The organism is Streptomyces sp. TOM-9, assembly GCF_056858595.1.
The window spans coordinates 7,560,415-7,578,414 of sequence record NZ_JBXEQB010000001.1; the positions used below are offsets into that span (position 1 = coordinate 7,560,415).

At 65.0% G+C, this 18,000-nt stretch carries 8 protein-coding genes; all 8 read left to right on the top strand.

Annotated features, from left to right (window positions below; translation table 11 throughout):
- Positions 1–28 precede the first annotated feature (28 nt).
- Genes dpdE through dpdD form a run of 8 tightly spaced genes read left to right on the top strand, consistent with a single transcriptional unit; the run spans position 29 to position 17,674 of the window.
- A complete protein-coding gene (gene dpdE / locus AC1VWI_RS34940) occupies positions 29–3,337 on the top strand; it encodes a protein DpdE (RefSeq protein ID WP_499515014.1) in 3,309 nt (1,102 codons plus the stop codon).
- Positions 3,330–5,924, top strand: a complete 2,595-nt coding sequence (gene dpdF, locus AC1VWI_RS34945; RefSeq protein ID WP_499515015.1) for a protein DpdF — start codon at positions 3,330–3,332, stop codon at positions 5,922–5,924. The genes dpdE and dpdF overlap by 8 nt, the downstream gene beginning before the upstream one ends.
- Entirely contained in the window at positions 5,924–6,814 is an 891-nt protein-coding gene (dpdG, locus tag AC1VWI_RS34950) for a protein DpdG (protein WP_499515016.1), read from the top strand. Before dpdF ends, dpdG begins: the two co-directional genes overlap by 1 nt.
- On the top strand, positions 6,807–9,881 hold the full coding sequence (dpdH, locus tag AC1VWI_RS34955; RefSeq protein WP_499515017.1) for a protein DpdH: 3,075 nt from the start codon (positions 6,807–6,809) through the stop codon (positions 9,879–9,881). The genes dpdG and dpdH overlap by 8 nt, the downstream gene beginning before the upstream one ends.
- Positions 9,881–10,570: a hypothetical protein gene (locus AC1VWI_RS34960; protein WP_499515018.1), complete on the top strand. Its 690-nt coding sequence runs from the start codon at positions 9,881–9,883 to the stop codon at positions 10,568–10,570. The genes dpdH and AC1VWI_RS34960 overlap by 1 nt, the downstream gene beginning before the upstream one ends.
- Complete coding sequence (dpdJ, locus tag AC1VWI_RS34965) at positions 10,567–15,084, top strand: protein DpdJ (protein ID WP_499515019.1); 4,518 nt, start codon at positions 10,567–10,569, stop codon at positions 15,082–15,084. The genes AC1VWI_RS34960 and dpdJ overlap by 4 nt, the downstream gene beginning before the upstream one ends.
- Positions 15,081–15,602, top strand: a complete 522-nt coding sequence (gene dpdK / locus AC1VWI_RS34970) for a phospholipase D-like domain-containing protein DpdK (protein ID WP_499515020.1) — start codon at positions 15,081–15,083, stop codon at positions 15,600–15,602. The genes dpdJ and dpdK overlap by 4 nt, the downstream gene beginning before the upstream one ends.
- Positions 15,599–17,674, top strand: coding sequence for a protein DpdD (gene dpdD, locus AC1VWI_RS34975; RefSeq protein WP_499515021.1), 2,076 nt, complete (start codon positions 15,599–15,601; stop codon positions 17,672–17,674). The genes dpdK and dpdD overlap by 4 nt, the downstream gene beginning before the upstream one ends.
- The last annotated feature ends 326 nt before the right edge of the window (positions 17,675–18,000 follow it).

An 18,000-nucleotide genomic window follows, 5' to 3' on the forward strand; every position in this document is an offset into this window, starting at 1 on the left:
GATGTGAGTGCCTCGTGAAGGAAGTGCAATGCCAGGGGTCAGGGTGGGGGATTTTGTGCGCTTTGCTGGCTCCCCAGGGGTGGGCCGAGTCGTGGCGGTTGAGGGGGAGAATGTCCAAGTTGACTTCTTTGAGTCGATAGCGCAACCCGTTGCGCAGACCCATCGCATCGCTGCGCGGTTGTGTACGCCGGTATCTCTGCCGCAAGAAACTCGGGTCTACAGGCGCGATCCCAGCACGGGAGTGTGGATTGTGGGGCGCGTGCAGGGGAGCGACCCGGGTGTGTACTACGTGCAGTTCCCCAACCACCCGGATGTGCATCTGCCAGTACGGGCAGCGGAATTGCATGTGCGATGGGACCAACCGGTACAAAATCCGGTCGCGACCCTGGGAGCCGGCGGGAACGAGTCAGGCTACTTCCATGACGCCCGCCTGCCGATGCTGCACAGCCTCATCGCTCAGCGCGGTGCCAGCGGAAGCATTCCGGTCCTGCTCTCTTCTGCGGTGGAGATCTACCCCCACCAGGTGCAGGCCGCCTTGACGGTCCTGTCTGACCCGGTCCAGCGCTACCTGCTGGCTGACGAGGTCGGACTCGGGAAGACGATCCAGGCCGGCTACGTCATTCGCGAAACCTTGATCGACAACCCTCGTGCCCGGGTGGTCGTCATCGCCCCGGCGCCGCTGGTGCGACAGTGGCGTACCGAAATGCTCGAGAAGTTCTTCATCGACGACTTTCCCGACGCCCGCATCACCTTTACCGCCCACGACACCCCCCACAAGTGGGCGACCTACCGCGACGCCGACCTGCTCGTCGTGGATGAGGCGCACCTCCTCGTGCACGACATCACGGAGCCGACGCAATCGCCTTACCGTGAACTGTGCGGCATCGCCCACTCGGCCACGCGCCTTCTGCTACTGTCGGCCACCCCGGTGACCTCCCACTACGTCACCCACCTCGGCCTGCTGCACCTGCTGGACCAGAACCTGTATCGCTGGGACGACCGGGCCTCGTTCGAAGAGCGCTACCGGCGGCGTAAGGAACTCGCCGACGGCGTGTTCCAACTGGACGCCTATTTCCCCGCATTTTTGCCGATGACCATCGAAGACCTGCGGGGCATCTTGCCACCCGACGACCGCTTCGATGGGCTGGCCGCCGCCGTGCTGGAACTCCTCACCGACGACGACGAACTGGCAGACGAGGACCAAGCCCCCGAACTGGCCGTCCGTGTGGAGGCACTGAGGGCTCACCTCGGTGAGACCTACCGCCTGCACCGACGGGTCATCCGCCATCGCCGCGCCTCCGTGCTGCGCGACGACGAAGAAGCGGACCTGATGCCCTACGAGGTGAGGGGACGCACTCGTCCACGCCTGCTCGCCGTCGACTTTGGAGAGCACCACCTGGGCCAAAGGCTGCTCCTGGAGTGGCGCACGCTCATTGCCGACCACTTGGTGGACACCGCAGCCGATAACGCCAAGCACACGGCCTACGCAATGGCACTGGCGGTGCTTGCCTCTCGGGCCGGAGGCCTGGCGGACGATCTGTTGTGCGCGCTGCAGTGGCGCACGCACCAGGATCGACAAGCCGCCGACCAGGCTGGACTGACGGAACAGGAACGGCTCCTTCTGGCAGCACCGGCAACCCTTTCCCGCGAACGTGAACTGTGGGAGACCTTCACCAAGCAACGCGCTGAACTCCCCGCCACTGCCGCGTCCACGGCCTTGGTCGAGGCGTTGCGGCCGGTGGTTCGTCCCGGCACCAGGGCAGTGATTTTCTGCGGCCCGGGGACTTTGGCTGCTCGCGTAGCGGCGGCGCTGCGCATTGGCGTCCCCGCTGCCGTGGTCGGCCAGCACACCAGTGCGGTCGGTGTGGATGCCTGCGAGCAGGCTGTGCAGACCTGGCGCGCTCCGGCGGACGCCACACGGTGCCAGGTGCTCGTTGTCGATGAAACGGCCGAGGATGGATTGAACCTGCAAGTCGCGGACGTGGTGGTGCACGTGCGGCTGCCGTGGTCTCCTAACCGCCTGGAGCAGCGGATCGGCCGGGTGGATCGCTACCGCGGAGTGGAATCGCTACGGCAGGACCGGCCGGCGCAGCAGTTCCGTATTGGTGACCGTGAAGGGGGCGAGGCGTTTTGCGGGGCTTGGCCCGGTCTGCTTCACGAGGGGTACGACCTGTTCACTGCGTCGGTGTCGACCCTGCAGGACACCATCGCCGAAGGGCTGCCCCGCGTGTGGCGGCAAGCCCTCGCCGATGGTCCCGTGGGGCTGACGAACACCGCGCCTGACCTGCGCGAGGAACTGCGCCAGGCCAAGCGCGATATCGACACCATGGACATGCTGGAGTCCACCCGCGAGATCTCTGAACAGGCACGTGAGATCACGACCGCGCTCGATCAGTTGGAGCAGGACTGGCGTCCCTTGCGTGAGAACCTGGTGCGCTATGCCGACGACAGCAGTGGTGGGCTGCGCTTTCGGCATGCGATGCGCACCGTGACAGGCCACCAGCGTGACCAGTTCGACGTCGCCTCCTCGCGTCCGCTGATCGACCCTCGGCGCTACACGGCGGCTGCTGCACGCCTTCATCCCCACATGACGCAGGGTGTGTTTAACCGCTCCACCGCCCTGCGTGTTCCGGGCACCCGGCTTTTCCGTTTGGGCAACCCCTTTGTGGACATGCTCGCTGACATCGTCTTCGCTGACGAACGCGGTCAGGCGACGGCGTTCCGTCGCTTCGACGGGGCCTGCCAAGGAGCCGATGAGGCCTACTTCGGGCTGGAGTACCTCGTAGAAGCCGACATCAGTGCCGCACTGCGGCACGTCCAGGCGGTGCCGCAGGCCACGGGAGCCCTGCGACGCCAGGCTGACCGCCTGCTTCCCCCGTTTACCCGGAAGGTATGGGTGTCGGCCGGGCATCGCACCGCTCTCACCGATCCGAAGGTATGTGCCTGGCTGGACGCTCCGTACGGCAAGCGAGGCGACCAGAACTACAACGTCAAAAATCATGGCGAACTGGTCGCTGTTTTCGGTGGCTGGCAGGACTACCGGCAGGCGGCCGAGACGGCCGAGGGGGTGGCTCAGGCTCACCTTGTCCAGGCGACCGACCTCATGAGCCAGTGTGCTCAGGCGCAGGAGCAGGCGCGGCAGCAGCTTGCGGTGGCAACCGCTCAGGCGCAGGCGCGGCGTGCGGCTGGCCACCTCCTGGGTGACACGGAAAGCTACCTGCTGGACGTGGCCGTGGCGCGGGATCTCATAGAGGGACTGAGCCGCCCCTCAGTGCGCGTGGTCGCCGCTACGTGCATTGTGCGTGGGGGATACCGGATGGTGAAGCACGATGGGTGATCTGTGGGCACAGGCCCAGGAACTGTATGCGGCGTGGCCTCAGGTGCCGCGGACCACGGCCACCGGAACCCTGCGTCGTTTGGAAGACGCCCTGGCCGACCGGGCCGCTTTCGGTGTGGACTCGGTGGGTTGGCGTGACATTGCTGCCCTGACCCGGCAGGTACTGCTGGAGGCGGCCGTTCGGGGCAACAACACCGGACTTGAGGTGCCGCTCGATCTGGCCTTGCCCAGCCGCGATCAATGGGAACAGATGGCGTGCCGGACGCTGCCGACCGAACGTGGATTGCGGGTCTTTGCCCTCATGTGGCACCCGCCGACGGTGGCGCCCGAAGCACAAGAAAGTGCCAAGGAGGACCTGAAGCAGGTGTACCTCGGGGCAGACTCCCCGCACCGGCGACACCTCGACTCCCGCCCGGCCGACCCCTATTGGGCCGAGGCCCTCGGCTACCAGGAGTATGTCTCCGTCGGCCAGCAGCAAGCAGCGCGAGCCGTCGCACTCGCTCCCGCTGGCACCACCACGATCGTGTGTCTGCCCACCGGACACGGCAAGACCGCGGTTGCCCAAGCCTCGGCGTTGTTGGCCGGCACCCGCGGAGGCGTCTCCCTCGTGGTCGTCCCCACCGTCATTCTTGCTTTGGACATGGAGGCCCGAACACAGGCCACCCTTGCGCGGCAGGGCAGACACAGCCCTACCGGCCGATACGCCTACACCGGCGGCATGCCTGAGGAGCTCAAGCGGCAGATCTGCGACGACGTCCGCTCCGGTCGCCAACGCCTGCTGTTTGCCTCCCCCGAAGCCGTGGTGACGGCCCTGAAGAAGCCTTTGGAGGACGCCGCTGAAGCCGGCCTGCTGCAGTACTTCGTTATCGACGAGGCACACCTGGTCGAGCAGTGGGGCACCGGATTTCGGCCCGAATTCCAGACCATGGCCAGCCACCGGCGCACCTGGCTACGCAAGGCCCCCGAGGACCAGGCGCCGGTGACGGTGGCCATGAGCGCCACCTTCACCGAGCAGCAGGTGACCCTCCTGGAGCAGTTGTTCGCCGAAGAAGGGCAAGCACAGGTGGTCTGGGCCTCCCAACTACGGCACGAGCCGAGCTACTACGTCGAGGCCTGCCCAGACACCCAGAGCCGAGAAGAAGCCATCATCGAGGCTGTCGCCATGCTGCCGCGGCCGATCGCGCTGTACACCACGCGCGTGCAAGACGCTGAAGACTGGGCCAAGCGGCTACGCCAAGCTGGTTTTCAGCGCCTCACTCACGTCACCGGGAACTCCAAGGACGACGAGCGGCGTGCAGCCCTGGAAGGGTGGTCAGGTTCAACACCTGCCGGGCCAAGCCCCACCCGGTTCGACGTGGTCGTGGGTACTTCGGCATTTGGTCTGGGAGTCGACCTTGCCGACGTGCGCACCGTGGTCCATGCCTGCCTGCCGGAGACCACCGACCGGTACTACCAAGAGGTAGGCCGGGGAGGACGTGACGGGAACCCCTGCATTGCCTACATGGCTACCGCTCCGGGGGACGAGCAGCTAGCCGAGAGTCTGAACCGCAGCCCGCAACTGACGGCCAAGCGTGCCTGGGCCCGGTGGCGTGCCATGTGGGTGGGCCGCACTTCCACCATGAGCGGGGCCTATCGTCTCAGCCTTGATGCCCTTCCCGCCGACATGTCTGAAGGGTTCAACCAGCACCGCACCTGGAACGAGCGCATCCTCAACTTCATGGTCAGGGCTGGCCTCATCAAGGTGACCATCCCCGAGCCTCCGCTGCGTAGCGACGAGGAAACCGAAGAAGCGTGGCAAGAGCGCTCCGATGCTTTCTACGCCGCCTTGGGAAAGCAATTCGACGTGATCCTCTCCGACAGCCAAACCACGGACGAGGCACACTTTTGTCAGCGCTTTGAAGCCGTGCGCCAGCAGATCATCAAGGACCAGCGTGCTGCTGCCGGCCGGCTTCAAACCGTGCTGCGCAGCGACCGCTGCTGGGGAGAGGCGCTGGCTGAGTACTACCGCGTGCCCTACCGCGGAGGCAGGCTCACCACGGGAGTGACCTGTCGCGGCTGTCCGCACTGCCGCAAGGACGGTCCTCCACTGGCCACGCCGGAGGGCTACTACCGGCTGGCTGTCGAGCCCTGGCCTCCGGTGCCGTCCTGGACGAGGCGACCGGAAGACCCCCTGCGGCGCTTCCGGGCCGATCTGCCGTGCCTTTCCATCTACTGGGAAACAGAGCGAGAGTTCACCGACCTGATACCGGAACTGATCGAACGACTGGCGGTGCGAGGGATGCCGGTGGTGGGCGGTCCGGGATTGAACCGCCTCACCCCACGACGCCTGCAACGCGAAGTGCGTCCCCATCCACTCATCCTGGATATCGACAAGGACCTCATCGGCAGTTACACCAACCCGATGGTCTGGCTCCTTGACCCGTCCGACTCACACATGGGACCAGACCTGGCGATGCGCTTCGATTCCCAAGATGTAACGTACTTGCTGCATCCACGGTCCCTTACGCACCCAGACCGCCCCGATACCCCGCTTGTCGAAATTCACCGTGCCCACTTGTGGGTGCGTACTGCCTTGGAGTCGTTCTAATGGCCCTCCTCAACGTGGACGCATCAATACCACCCTTCATGTGGGCCGTTGTGCGCCTCCTTGCCGCAGAAGGAAAGCCGCTGCCCACAGACCGCGCACGGGCCTTTTTGTCCCCACCCTCGCTTACCGAGGGAAAGGAGAATAAGGCCTTCGACCAAGCCATGCGCAGCCTGCGTGAGTTGCGGCTGATCGTGGAAGAAGAGAGTCGACTGTCGCTCGCCGGACATGCGCGCGACCTGGACGGCACCGACTTCGCCGCCTTCAGCGCCGCCCTGCGCAAGGCCGTATTGGACAGCGACCTGAACGCCGAGTTGGCGGAAGATCCCAGGCAGACCGGACCGAGAGATTTGACCCGCACCCTCGTGTGGTTCCTGTCAAGGGACCCCCTTGAGGAGCCGGCCACCTGGGACATCGCCCAACTTGAGCAGTCCATCGACCTCAATCCCGAAGCGGGCACCGCTTCACGCAACGACACGCGCTGGAACCGCTTCGTACACTGGGCGCCAGCGCTTGGCCTGGGAGCGGATCCCTTGCTACCCAGCAGCGGAAAGGGGCCCCTGTCTCCCGACTGCACGACAGCCATCAAGCAGACCGTGCAGAGTCTGTGGGCCGCCGGGGAGCGAATTAACGCAGTCGACGCCGTCCGCGCGCTACGCACCGCCCTGCCGGTACTCCCGGGCGGGGAGTACGCCAACGCCTTGGGCATCCCAGACCCGGGAGCGCAATCCGCTGGACCCGTCTTGTCCTTTGCCCTGCTACGCGGTGAAGACGAGGGATGGCTCATCACGCATCAAGACGCCGACGCTCAGCGCATCTTGACCCTTCACGACCCTGACCAACCGTCCCACTATGTGTCCCACATCGTCATCTCGGAGGACCAGCATGGCTGACTTCCGCGGCTTCCTTTGCTGGACGCCCGAAACCGCGGCTGCGACCATCAACACCGAGGCGGTCAGCCCCTCGCGTGAGGTTTTCCTGGCCACACATGCACCACTGCGTATTCGCCGGGCCCGCCTGGACGGACGCGCCATTCTCTCCGATGGTGCGCTCATCGATGAGAAAACCGTCCGTGACGACTTTCTCGCACTGAAATCCGACACCGGCGCCCTCTTGCTGCCGATCGTCGGTGACTCCGGCACTGGAAAATCTCATCTCGTGCGCTGGGTGTACGAGAATCTGCTGGAATCAAATTCGGACCCGGACAAGTACAAAGTAATCTACCTGGAAAAGGCCAAGACGAGCCTGCGTGCCGTTATCGACGCTTTGCTTGCTGATACGGATGACGACGCCCTAGCTCAGTTGCGCGCCGATATCCACAAGTTCACCGACGGCGTGGACGCTGCCACGCTCAGCAGGCGACTTGTCAACGCCCTGAGCGAGTCCCTGGCCGCCACGACCCCACGGGACGTGCCGCAGGATGCCCGAGGGCTTCACGGCCCTCATGGCCTGGCGGTGATCCTGCAAGATCCTCACGTGAGCGCCTACATGCTTGCGCCAGGGAAGTTCGTCCCCCAGTTGGCGGGCCAACTGCTCCGGGATCGTGAAGCCGGTGAATCGGATCGCCCCATGGCCTTCACGGTTGAGGACCTGCCTACCGATCTGTTGGATCTTCATCAGGCTGCCCAGGTCACGATCAAACTGGTTAGTAGAATCTCCGGAAATACGCAGTTGCAGCAGGCTGCAGTCGACCTGCTGAACAAGCATCTGGAGACCGCCGTCAAGCGGGTGGCGAGCCTGGGAGCCGGCCGACTGCAGGATGCGATGCTCCAGGTGCGGCGTGAGTACGCCCGCAAAGACAAAGAGATCATTCTCCTCATCGAGGATTTTGCGCTGATCCAGGGTGTGCAAAGAGATCTCCTCGATGCCGTGATCGAGGCTGCCAACCGATACGGCCGTACAGGCCTGGCCCCGATTCGTACCCTCATGGCGGTCACCACGGGTTACTTCAAGGAATTGCCGGAAACCGCACTCACCCGAGTTCGCGCCACGGCCGGCTACATCTACGACCTCAACGTGCCCTTCACCGAGGATCACCAAGGTGAGTCTGAGATCACCGCGTTCGTCGGGCGATACCTCAACGCTGCACGTCTGGGACGTGACGTCCTCGAAGCGGGTACACAGGGCGGGCAGGTTCCCAACCGCTGCGACAGTTGCCAGTTGATCTCCCAGTGTCATGAACAGTTTGGGGCGACCTCCAACGGGATCGGACTGTATCCGTTCAATCAGTCGGCGCTCGTCCGCGCTATCCACGCGACGGCTCCGCGTAGTGATCCTTATGCGTTCGTTCCCCGCACCGTGCTCGGCAGTGTGATCCGCCCTGTCCTGGTCGAGCATGCCAGCACACTGAGGGAAGGGACATTCCCCGACGCTCGATTCCGGACGCAGTTCCCCACGGCAGGCATTGATAAGCCACTGTCTGCCGAGGTGCGGGAAGTTGTAGAAGCAGAGGACCAAACCGACGCTGACCGGCGAAAGATCGTCCTCGAATTCTGGGGCGACGCCCCAGACCATGCTGGTTTGCTGCCTGACGCTGTCATGGAAGCCTTTGGCCTGGAGCCCCGCACTTTTTCTGGTGAGAGCATGTCGCCCCAGAAGCAGAGCGGAAAACAAGACAAGGGGGTGTCTGATAAGCCTGCACAGCATCGCACGGACACCTTGCCGGTCCCTGCGGAAAAGGGACTGTTGGCATCCCTGCAGGGCAAGGTGAACGCTGTAGAGGACTGGCTCACGCGAGAGAAGGTTCTCTTGCAGGCCGTCGCGAGTGACCTGCGTACCGTCCTTTCCGCCGCGGTGATGCAGCGGTACCGCTGGGTCGATCCCCTGATGCTGGCGCAGACGCAAGATACCGTTCGCACCGCTTGGAAGAACAACGCCCGTGTGGTCTCCATCGAAGGAGCAGGTGAAAACCTGCAGGGTGCGGACGCGGCACCCATCCGGATCAAGCGAACAGCACGGAACAGTCGCTATCTGCAGAGCGTGCTGCTGCTGAAGAACGGTCACCCTGCCCGGGCTGAGCACGTACGTCGGTTGAGCACCGATGCCGAACGCTACGCTGCGTCCCTTACCGCGGCACTGCAAAAGACCCTGGAGATCTCCGACGCCGATTTGGTGCTCGGCTTGAGAGCCTCTCTCATCGGGGCTGCCCTGGCCGGGCAGGTCTGGCCTGGCATGGACGAGGCTGAATTGCTGTCGGCAGCCTTCGCCGACGGGCGAGCCTGGGTACGTCAGGACTCCGCCAGTCGCACCGTGGCCTGGAGCAACGCCCTGAAGACCCACCTTGAGAACAGACAACGCCTGATCGAGCGGCTTCGTAACGCCCTGGGCGTTGCTCAGGGCGCGGGGCAACCACGCATGGTCGATGCTGCACGTGCCTTGCCGCTCCTGCGCCAGGCGACTGCGCAGTGGGATTGGCAGGTGGCAGGACTTGAGGTGCCGCAGTGGGTGAAGCCGGCCGTGAAGAACTTCGCCAACTGGGTGGACATGGTGAACGCGCAGAACGCGCTCTTGGGCGAACACATGGATGACATACGCCAGCACCATCCACGCGGCACGACGAGGGCACAGGTCCTGGCAGCGGTACGCGATGCGCTCACCGCTGCCGAGGATGCGAGTATCCCGATTTCTCTCGTCACCCGGAACCAGCTCAGGGACCTCCTGGCGCAGGCGCAGGACGTCGACTGGAAAATCCTCAACCAACTCGAGGACGATCTGCGCAGGACCGAAGATCCCGAGGCATCCGACGCTGCGCGGCGTGCGGCATGCATCACGGCGGCCGCGCGTGACCGAGGCGCCACCTTGCCCACGGTGCGCACGCTGCTGGTGGAAAGCGACGCATGGCTGACCACAGCATTGGATCACGCAGCATCCCGCACGAACTCCCATGGCGACGAGGCCGCTCGGGGTGTTCGGGAGCTTTTGACCGAGTGGCAGGCGCTGAGCGCAGAGGGAGAGAAGTGATGAGCGGGCAGTTGTCCGTCCTGGAGAAGGCGGAGCGTCTGCAGGCGGAGGCGCGCCGACTCACCGAGGGAGAGAAGGGCGAGGAGGAGGCCCGGCGTATCAGTGAACGGATCAGTGTCCTGCGGGCCGACTTGGCCACCTTGCAGGGGCGTATCCGCATTGTGCGCTCCTTGATGGCACAACCGACAGGCCCCGACATCAACCTGTCCGGGTTGGATACGGGTTTGGCGGCGTTCGCCCGTCAATGCGAAGGCGGATTGCCCCCGAACGGAGCCTTTATTAAAGCCTCGACGGCCGTGCAGAAGGTCACCGAACGCATTGCCCAGGACAGCCGGGAAGCGTGGCGGCAGTGGACGCAAGCGCGACTGGCGGACTTGGAGATTGTGCGGCAAGTCATGCTCTCCCCGGAGGATCAAGCACGGGCCAAGTCGCTGAACCAACAACTCGTCCGAGCAAGTCGCACCGCGGACTTTGATGCGGCGGCGGTCACTTTGTTCGCCAACGCGCATGCTGAGTTGACTGAACTGCTCAGTACTGCGTCAGCGCCTCCGGAAGGACTGCAGACCCTGTTGGGCCGGCTGGAATCCGGTACCACGGTGCTGCTGTCTGACATCACCGATGCGGAGATCGCACTGCTGCGCGAGGTTCTCCTCGACGCCGACCTGGAAGTCCGTAGGAGGCGAGCGTGATCACACCGCCCCTTGCCCGGTTCTACAATAACGTCCTCAATGCCCTTGAAGATCACGAGTTGCCGCTTTTGTCCTGGGGTGTCACCGACGGAGCCCTGACCGAAAGTGAAATCTTCGACGTCCTTGACCGCTGTCTGCCGAACGCCCCTGCGGAAGCAGCAGACATGTCAAGCCAGGACCTTCTGTACGAGTTCCGTGATCGCGCCTGGCTGTTCAAAGTGCCCGACAGTTCGCCCCCGCAGTACCGCACACGGTTGGCAGAGACCGTCCGGCTAGCGGCGCAGTTGCGGCAACTGTTCACCTGGCAGGTCCGCGACGAGTGCGTGCAGTGGTGGCAAAGCAGCAAGCGACTGGTGGCCGACTATCGCCTGCACACCGCGCCGCGCCGCTACCCCCAGCGCAACATCCCAGCGGCAACGGCATTGAAGGAATTCGCTAATCTGGCCGGCTGGGGCCCCTTTCACAACCTCATTGCGCAAACCCACATCGGGTCGCGTGACCTTGCCCGCTTCCAGGTCGACGCCACCATGGCGGTCACCAACGCCCTGCAACGCTCGCACTCCAGCGGCGTGATCGTGGGCGCCGGCACCGGTAGCGGTAAGACGCTGTCCTTCTACCTGCCGGCTTTTGTCGCCATGGCCGAGCAAGCCCGATCAAACAGTTCGCGTCTGCACACATTGGCGCTGTACCCGCGCAAGGAACTGCTGCGCGACCAGTTGCGGGAAGCACTGAGCACCGCACGCTCGCTGGAGCCCGCCCTGCAAAGCTCCGGACGCCGACCGTTTCGACTGGGAGCCCTGTACGGGGACACCCCCTACACCCCTGATGACAAGCGTCTTAAGGCTGACGCAAACGGCCGCACCGCATGGAAACGGACTCGAGAGGGCGCCATCTGCCCTTTCCTGACCTGCCCCACGTGCGAGCGGGGTGAACTGCTGTGGCGTGACCTTGACCGCCGCAACAATCTGGAGCGACTGGTCTGCGTTGCCTGCCGCGCCACCATCCCGGACGGCCGCATCGCCCTGACCCGTCAATCACAGCAGGCGACACCCCCTGACCTGCTGTTTACGACGACCGAAATGCTCAACCTGAACAGTTCCGGAGGCGACATCGGCCGTCTGCTGGGCTGGCAGGGAGGCGCGGTCCCGTCTCTGGTGCTGCTGGACGAAGTCCACAGCTACTCCGGGATCCACGGAGCGCAGACCGCCCTGCTGCTGCGCAGGTGGCAGCAGGCCGTCCGCAAGCCGGTCACGTTTGTCGGCCTGAGCGCCACCCTGCGGGAGGCCGGAGCGTTCTTCGCTCGCCTGGTGGGACTACGCGACAGCCACGTCGAGTACATCCAACCCGCCGACGACAACATGGACCACGAAGGACGGGAGTACGCACTCGCACTGCGCGGCGATCCGATCGCCGGCAGCAGTTTGCTGTCGACCTCCATCCAAACCGCAATGCTGTTCGGACGGATGCTGGATCCGGAAGAAGACGCCGCACTGTACGGGTCCACCGGGTTCTTGTTCACCGACGACTTGGACGTCACCAACCGGTTCTACGACGACCTGCGGGATGCTGAAGGAGGGCAGAACCGCTACGGCCAACCCGGCCGCAAACCCGCCCTGGCAGCGCTGCGCGCCCCAACTCGCGCTCACCACCGCGCCCGCTACCGGGACGGCCAATCCTGGGATCTGATGGAAAAGATCGGCCACGTGCTCGCACCGGGCTTTGGCCACCACGCCCTGCGGATAGGCCGCACGTCATCGCAAGACGTCGGAGTCGATCTGCAGGCCAACCTGACGGTGGCGACCGCCTCCCTCGAAGTCGGCTTCAACGACCCGCGCGTCGGATTGGTACTCCAGCACAAGGCACCCCACGACGCGGCAGCCTTCATCCAGCGACGCGGACGGGCCGGCCGGCAGCGTGCCATGCGCCCCCTCACGGTCATCACCCTGTCCGACTACGGCCGGGACCGACTGGCCTACCAAGCCTACGAGACGCTGTTCCAGCCGGAAGTTCCCGCACGCCACCTCCCGGTGCACAACCGCTTCGTTATCAAGATCCAAGGGGCCCAGGCGTTGCTGGACTGGGCGGGACGCAAACTGCGCTCCTCCGGCCACCGGTGGGCCGACCCGAGGAGCCTGCTGACCGCACCCAAAAAGCTGAGCAACGACAAGGACGAAGCAGCTCGCAAGGCTTTGGGGCAGGTGTTGGAGAGTCTTTTGACCACTCCTGCTCTCCAGGACGACCTGGCGCGCCATCTCAAAGCATCGCTGCAGTTGAACGCCGACGAAGTGCAAGCCCTGCTGTGGGAAGAGCCACGCTCACTGCTGCTCAGTGTGGTCCCCACCGCGGTGCGCCGGCTGAAAAGCAACTGGCAGACCCTCCAGGACAAGGATCCCGGTGCCGAGCCCGGCGCCATGCTGCCGGAATTCGTCACACGGACGCTGTTCGCCCCCCTCAACGTGCCCGAGGTTGGCTTGATCCTGCCGTTCGCTGCGCGCACGACCGCCAGCGCCGCCGAGCAGGAGGACAGCACCGACGAGATGCTGCCGGTCGCCAGGGCCCTCAAAGAAGCCGTACCCGGCAGAGTCAGCCGTCGCTACGGCCATCAGCGTGACGACCACCGCACCTGGCTCCCCATCCCTCCACCCGGCCAGGACACCCTGGAACTCGACGACAGCCTCGTGCCCGACTCCACGACCGAAGGCCGCTGGATCCCCCTGACCCAGGACCCGACAGAACTGGTCGTCCTGCGCCCGCACCGGCTGCAACTCAGCGAGCCTCCCAAGGAGGTTGCCGACAGGTCACAGGGCTTTCCCCTCTGGGGCTCACAGATCGTCGTCGATGCCAGCACCCCACCCCTGCCCGCTGACGTCCCCCGCCCCTCGACATGGGAACACCGCATCACCACCGTCGGCTTCGCCACGCACGCCGCAGGCAACCCGATCGAGGTGCGCCGCATGACTGCGGGATCGCGCTTTGAAGTGAGCTACGACAAGGGCACCATAGACGCCCGCACCGTGCACTACACCCATAGCGGGGAACCGGCCGCGCTCGGGTTCCGGCTGAACGTGGATGCAGCCGCCTTCACCCTCGCCCCACTGGACACCACCCGGCCCGAGGTCGTGCACTACCTCACCTCACCCCAATGGCGCACCCTGGCGTTCTTCCAGACCGTGGCCGAAGACTCCGCACTGGCGGACGTGACCAATCAGTTCCAGCGCGGCTGGCTGGCGCTGGTGTACCTCACGTCGTTCTCCCTGCACGGTCTCAACGACAGCGCTCCCGAACCGGCGTCGATCCGCTCCACCCTGGCGGACGGCAGTTGGCGAGATGACCTCGCGGAAATCCTCAGTGTGCTCTACCGCGACGACCACACCGGACCGTCCCCCCAGAGCAACGAACGTCTCATCGCCACCCTCACCGACCTCAGCCAGGTGCCGACTGTCATCGACGCCCTCGACCGGGCCGGACAACTTCTCGTGGCTTCGGATATCGCCTTGCGCAGCGCCGACCTGGCACAGCGCGCCTACACCGACACCGTGGCCGCATCCATCCTCGCCGCAGCCCTGCGCGCCTGCCCCGACGCTCAAGACGGCGACCTGATCGTGGACGTCGTCCCCGCCGCCAACGATACCGACCCAGCAGTGGTGTGGCTCAGCGAAACCTCCATCGGCGGCCTGGGCGTCATTGAACAACTCTCCCGCTACTACGGCGAAGACCCCCGGCGCTTTTGGCGTCTGGTGGAGACGGCACTCACCCCCAACGACTACGAGTACGTCGACAACACCGTCACCCGACTCCTGCGCCACGTGACGGCCGAACCAACCGGAGTTGCGGCACGCGCAATGTCGGTCCTGCGGGCACACACCTCGGCCACCGACTCCAAGCAAGCACTGGATGACCTTCGCAACGCTTGGAGCCAACTCGACGGTCCGCCACGGCACAGCGCAGTAGCAGCGTTGTCTACCCGCCTGCTCCGTCCTGGCAGCGGTCCCACGACCGACACCAGCGCACTGGCGTTGATCGACGGATGGCAGGCCCTGGAGCGCCGCCTGGGCGTGGAAGTCGACGCCCGTGTTATTGCCTATGCCGTCGGCTCCAGACGCCTAGCCACCGGCCATGGCCCGCGACTGTCGGCCGACCAAGCTTTCAGCCTGCTCTGGCCGCGAGGACGCGACGCTCGCAACCACCACCTCCAGCACTACCAGCCCTACCTCGACCGTCCGCCCGTCCTGGACCGTCTCCTGGCCGCCGCCGCCCACGATGAGCAACTGCCACGCATCGACGTCACCGAAGAGGGCTGGGAACAGCGCTATCAGACGGTGATCGCCCAGCATGCTGCCGTGGAGTTGACCGCCGACACACACGCCACGACGGCTCTCGCCGACGCCATCGTCCGCGTGCCCGCTCTGACCGTGGACTGGGACGTCCTACGCCTGTACGGCGAGATGCAAGGAATCAGCCGCGACGGCCAGCAGTGGCGCGTACGTGTGGACATCCGGGAGGCAACGCAGTGAGCCAACTTGAACGTCCCGTACGCACCGGCGGACACACCGGCGTGCGCGCCGACGGGATCTTGGCGACGGCCCTGATCGGAGAACTCGTTTCCCCTGGCCCCGTGATGTGGCTGGTCTCACCTTGGATCAGCGACGTCAGAGTCTTGGACAACAGCCAGGGAACATACGACGACTTGTTCGGCGACAACCCGCCCGGTGTCAGCTCTCTGTCCGACCTGCTTGCTCGGATCGTGGCGGCCGGCACCTCCCTGACGGTTGTCACCCGCCCGGATCCGCACAATGCACAATTCCTCGGGCGTCTACACCGCTTGACCCCACAGCGATCGGTACGCATCGTGCAAAGCCCCGCCGTGCACGAAAAGACCATCTGCGGCCGTGATTGGCTGCTCACAGGATCCATGAACTTCACGGTCCGCGGCCTGTTGGAGAACGATGAGGCGGTGAGCTACAAGGTGGGAGGCAGCGACGCGGCCCAAGCACGCCTGGAACTCGCCCAGCGATGGAAGGAGCACAAGTGACCGCCACGCGCCAGGGTGCCCACGTCCGGACCACCAAGGACCTCCGCACCTTCCTTGAGCGCTTCTTCGGACCAGGCAACGACGCATGGCCGGGAATGGACCCCGACCCCCGTAAAGGCGATCGGGTCCGACCTTTCGTCGATTTGCTGTACAGCGGCAGCGACATCCCCGTCGTACTGCCGCGCTACCGGCAAGCTGAGGACCGCTTCGCGATCTACGTGATCACCCGCGACGAGGCCCATGCAACGCGCGTCGGCAACCTCATCACCGCCTTCGCCGGACCCACCTATCTCCTCGGCGCCGACGTACGTCCCTGCACGCTGGACGGCAACGACCCCATCGAAGCAGCAGTGCAGGACTTCGCCGGAACGGGGACGACCTTCCGACTGGAAACACACCCGAACCGCCGCTTCCGCCAGAAGCTGACTGACGTTGCCCTGTTGATGCAGCACACCCTGGCCGGCCGTCCGCCACGCCTGTGGAGAACGACGAAGCCCACCGGGCGCCTGCTCGCCGAGTTTGATGCTGCCCTGGCGGCCGGTGGCCAAGCCGCCTCCCAAGGCGTCCTCGACCAGTTGGTCGCACAAGGTGGCATCACCGCCGCCAACCTCGCCCATTTGCACATCAAGCGACTCTCTCGGCTCGGCCTTAATCAAGAACTGATCGAGTTCCCCGGCCTCGGCGACGTCCTGCGGCAAGATCCCCCCACACCGGTGAAAGAAGCGGTGCTCAACGCATCCTTCTCCTGCGACCTGCAGGAACCCCTTGAGCGTGGCGACCTGACCGGCGCGCAACGCGCTCTGCGTGATCGCGGCTTCCTCGCCCTAGCCCCCTTCGAGGCCGCCGCCACGTTCTACTCCGTGGAAGCCCTCACGGTCCTCCTGCTCGCCGCGGTGACCCGAGAAGACACGGTGAGCACACAGCACGTGCTTACCGCGATCGATGACACGGCATCCCGCAAGGATCTCCCCACGGTGCTCCGGGAGGCCACCGCGGCCTTTGCCGACGTGCACATTGCTCCGCAGCAGCCAATTCACACCCCCGCTGACATCCCGACCCACAACCAAGAACCGTCAGCCGCCGTGCCCCCGGTGCAAGCCGCTGAACCGACCGAGACGGCGCCCACTTCCTGGCCCGAGTTGATTCGCGCGGTCGCCGATGGCTATACCGGCCTGACCAACATCCTGGTTCAGGAAGTCTGGACAGCCTGGCCCTCGCCATCCCTGGACGACCGGGATATTGCCGACCTGCTGGAGGGACTGCACGACACGGGTCAGGCAAGAATCTGGCGCTGCGTGGGTGCCTTCATCGAAAGCGTTGGTTATGACCAGCCCGCGCCGCTCAGCGCCCGTGCCCTGATCACCTGCGCGCTGGCATACGACTGGCTTGGCCCAGGTGACTTGCTGGCCCTGCAGGCACTGACCGAGATAGTGCTGCGCTCTAGTCCCTCCGCCACCACTTACCGGCAGTTGCTCGACGAAATCGCCGACACCTGTGACCGCTGGGTAGCTCCCGAGCGAGCCGCCATCGCACTCGACTTCGCCGACCGCCTTGTCATGGAGGCACACCCCGCCCCTGACGCACGCGAGGCCTTCGCCTGGGCGCTGCTGCTGCCGCTCAATGTCCACCAGGACCGCTTGGATCCCGCCGACTGGGCCATGGCACGACGCCTGTCCTCGGAGCTCGGCATTACGTTGGACTGGCATACCCAACCCCGTGAGGGACACGCGCAGGACACCGAAGCAGGCCTGCGTGACGCTGCTGGACGCAACGTGTTGCTGTACTCCCTGGACGAGCGCGTGCTGGATCGGGTTGGCGAGGCGCTGCAGCAACTCGAACCTGGCATCAAGGTTTCCCTCGCTCACGACAGCGTGGGCAGCCCGCAACTACGACAAAAAGCTCGACAGGCGGACGTGGTGGTATTGGCCACTCGCTGCGCCAAACACGCCGCGACGGGCTTCATTACCCAACATGCGAAAACAGCCGTCATTGACTACGCAGATGGCAGCGGCTCAGCCTCTCTTTTGCGTGCTGCGGTACATTGCCTAGTCCGTAGCGTGCAGGAAGGCTGAGACGAAGCTCTGGCGGCGCAGCGGCAAGTGGCGGCACGTCACCCTGGAGGAATTTGACTTCACCGCCTCCTTTACGCTGCGCCGTTGCCGTCGTCGCCTTGCCGCCCTCCCGGTCCTGTGGAGGGTGCCGGGAACGGTGGCGGCGGTGCGACGACCACAAGCCAGATCCCCCGCGGTTGCTGCAACTGTCCGTCAGTCTCGCATGTCCGATCCGCCGGGTCAGTCTCTCCACGGGCGCGATACCGAGGCAGCAGCCCACGACTGGCAGGTGCAGCGGCGTGAATACTGACTTGTAATGCGTGATGTCGTGGGGTGCTGACAGGCCG

Excerpts from the sequence above, each read along its gene's own strand:
- dpdE (WP_499515014.1), top strand. The coding sequence starts at position 29 with ATGCCAGGGGTCAGGGTGGGGGATTTTGTGCGCTTTGCTGGCTCCCCA.
- dpdF (WP_499515015.1), top strand. The coding sequence starts at position 3,330 with ATGGGTGATCTGTGGGCACAGGCCCAGGAACTGTATGCGGCGTGGCCT.
- dpdG (WP_499515016.1), top strand. The coding sequence starts at position 5,924 with ATGGCCCTCCTCAACGTGGACGCATCAATACCACCCTTCATGTGGGCC.
- dpdH (WP_499515017.1), top strand. The coding sequence starts at position 6,807 with ATGGCTGACTTCCGCGGCTTCCTTTGCTGGACGCCCGAAACCGCGGCT.
- AC1VWI_RS34960 (WP_499515018.1), top strand. The coding sequence starts at position 9,881 with ATGAGCGGGCAGTTGTCCGTCCTGGAGAAGGCGGAGCGTCTGCAGGCG.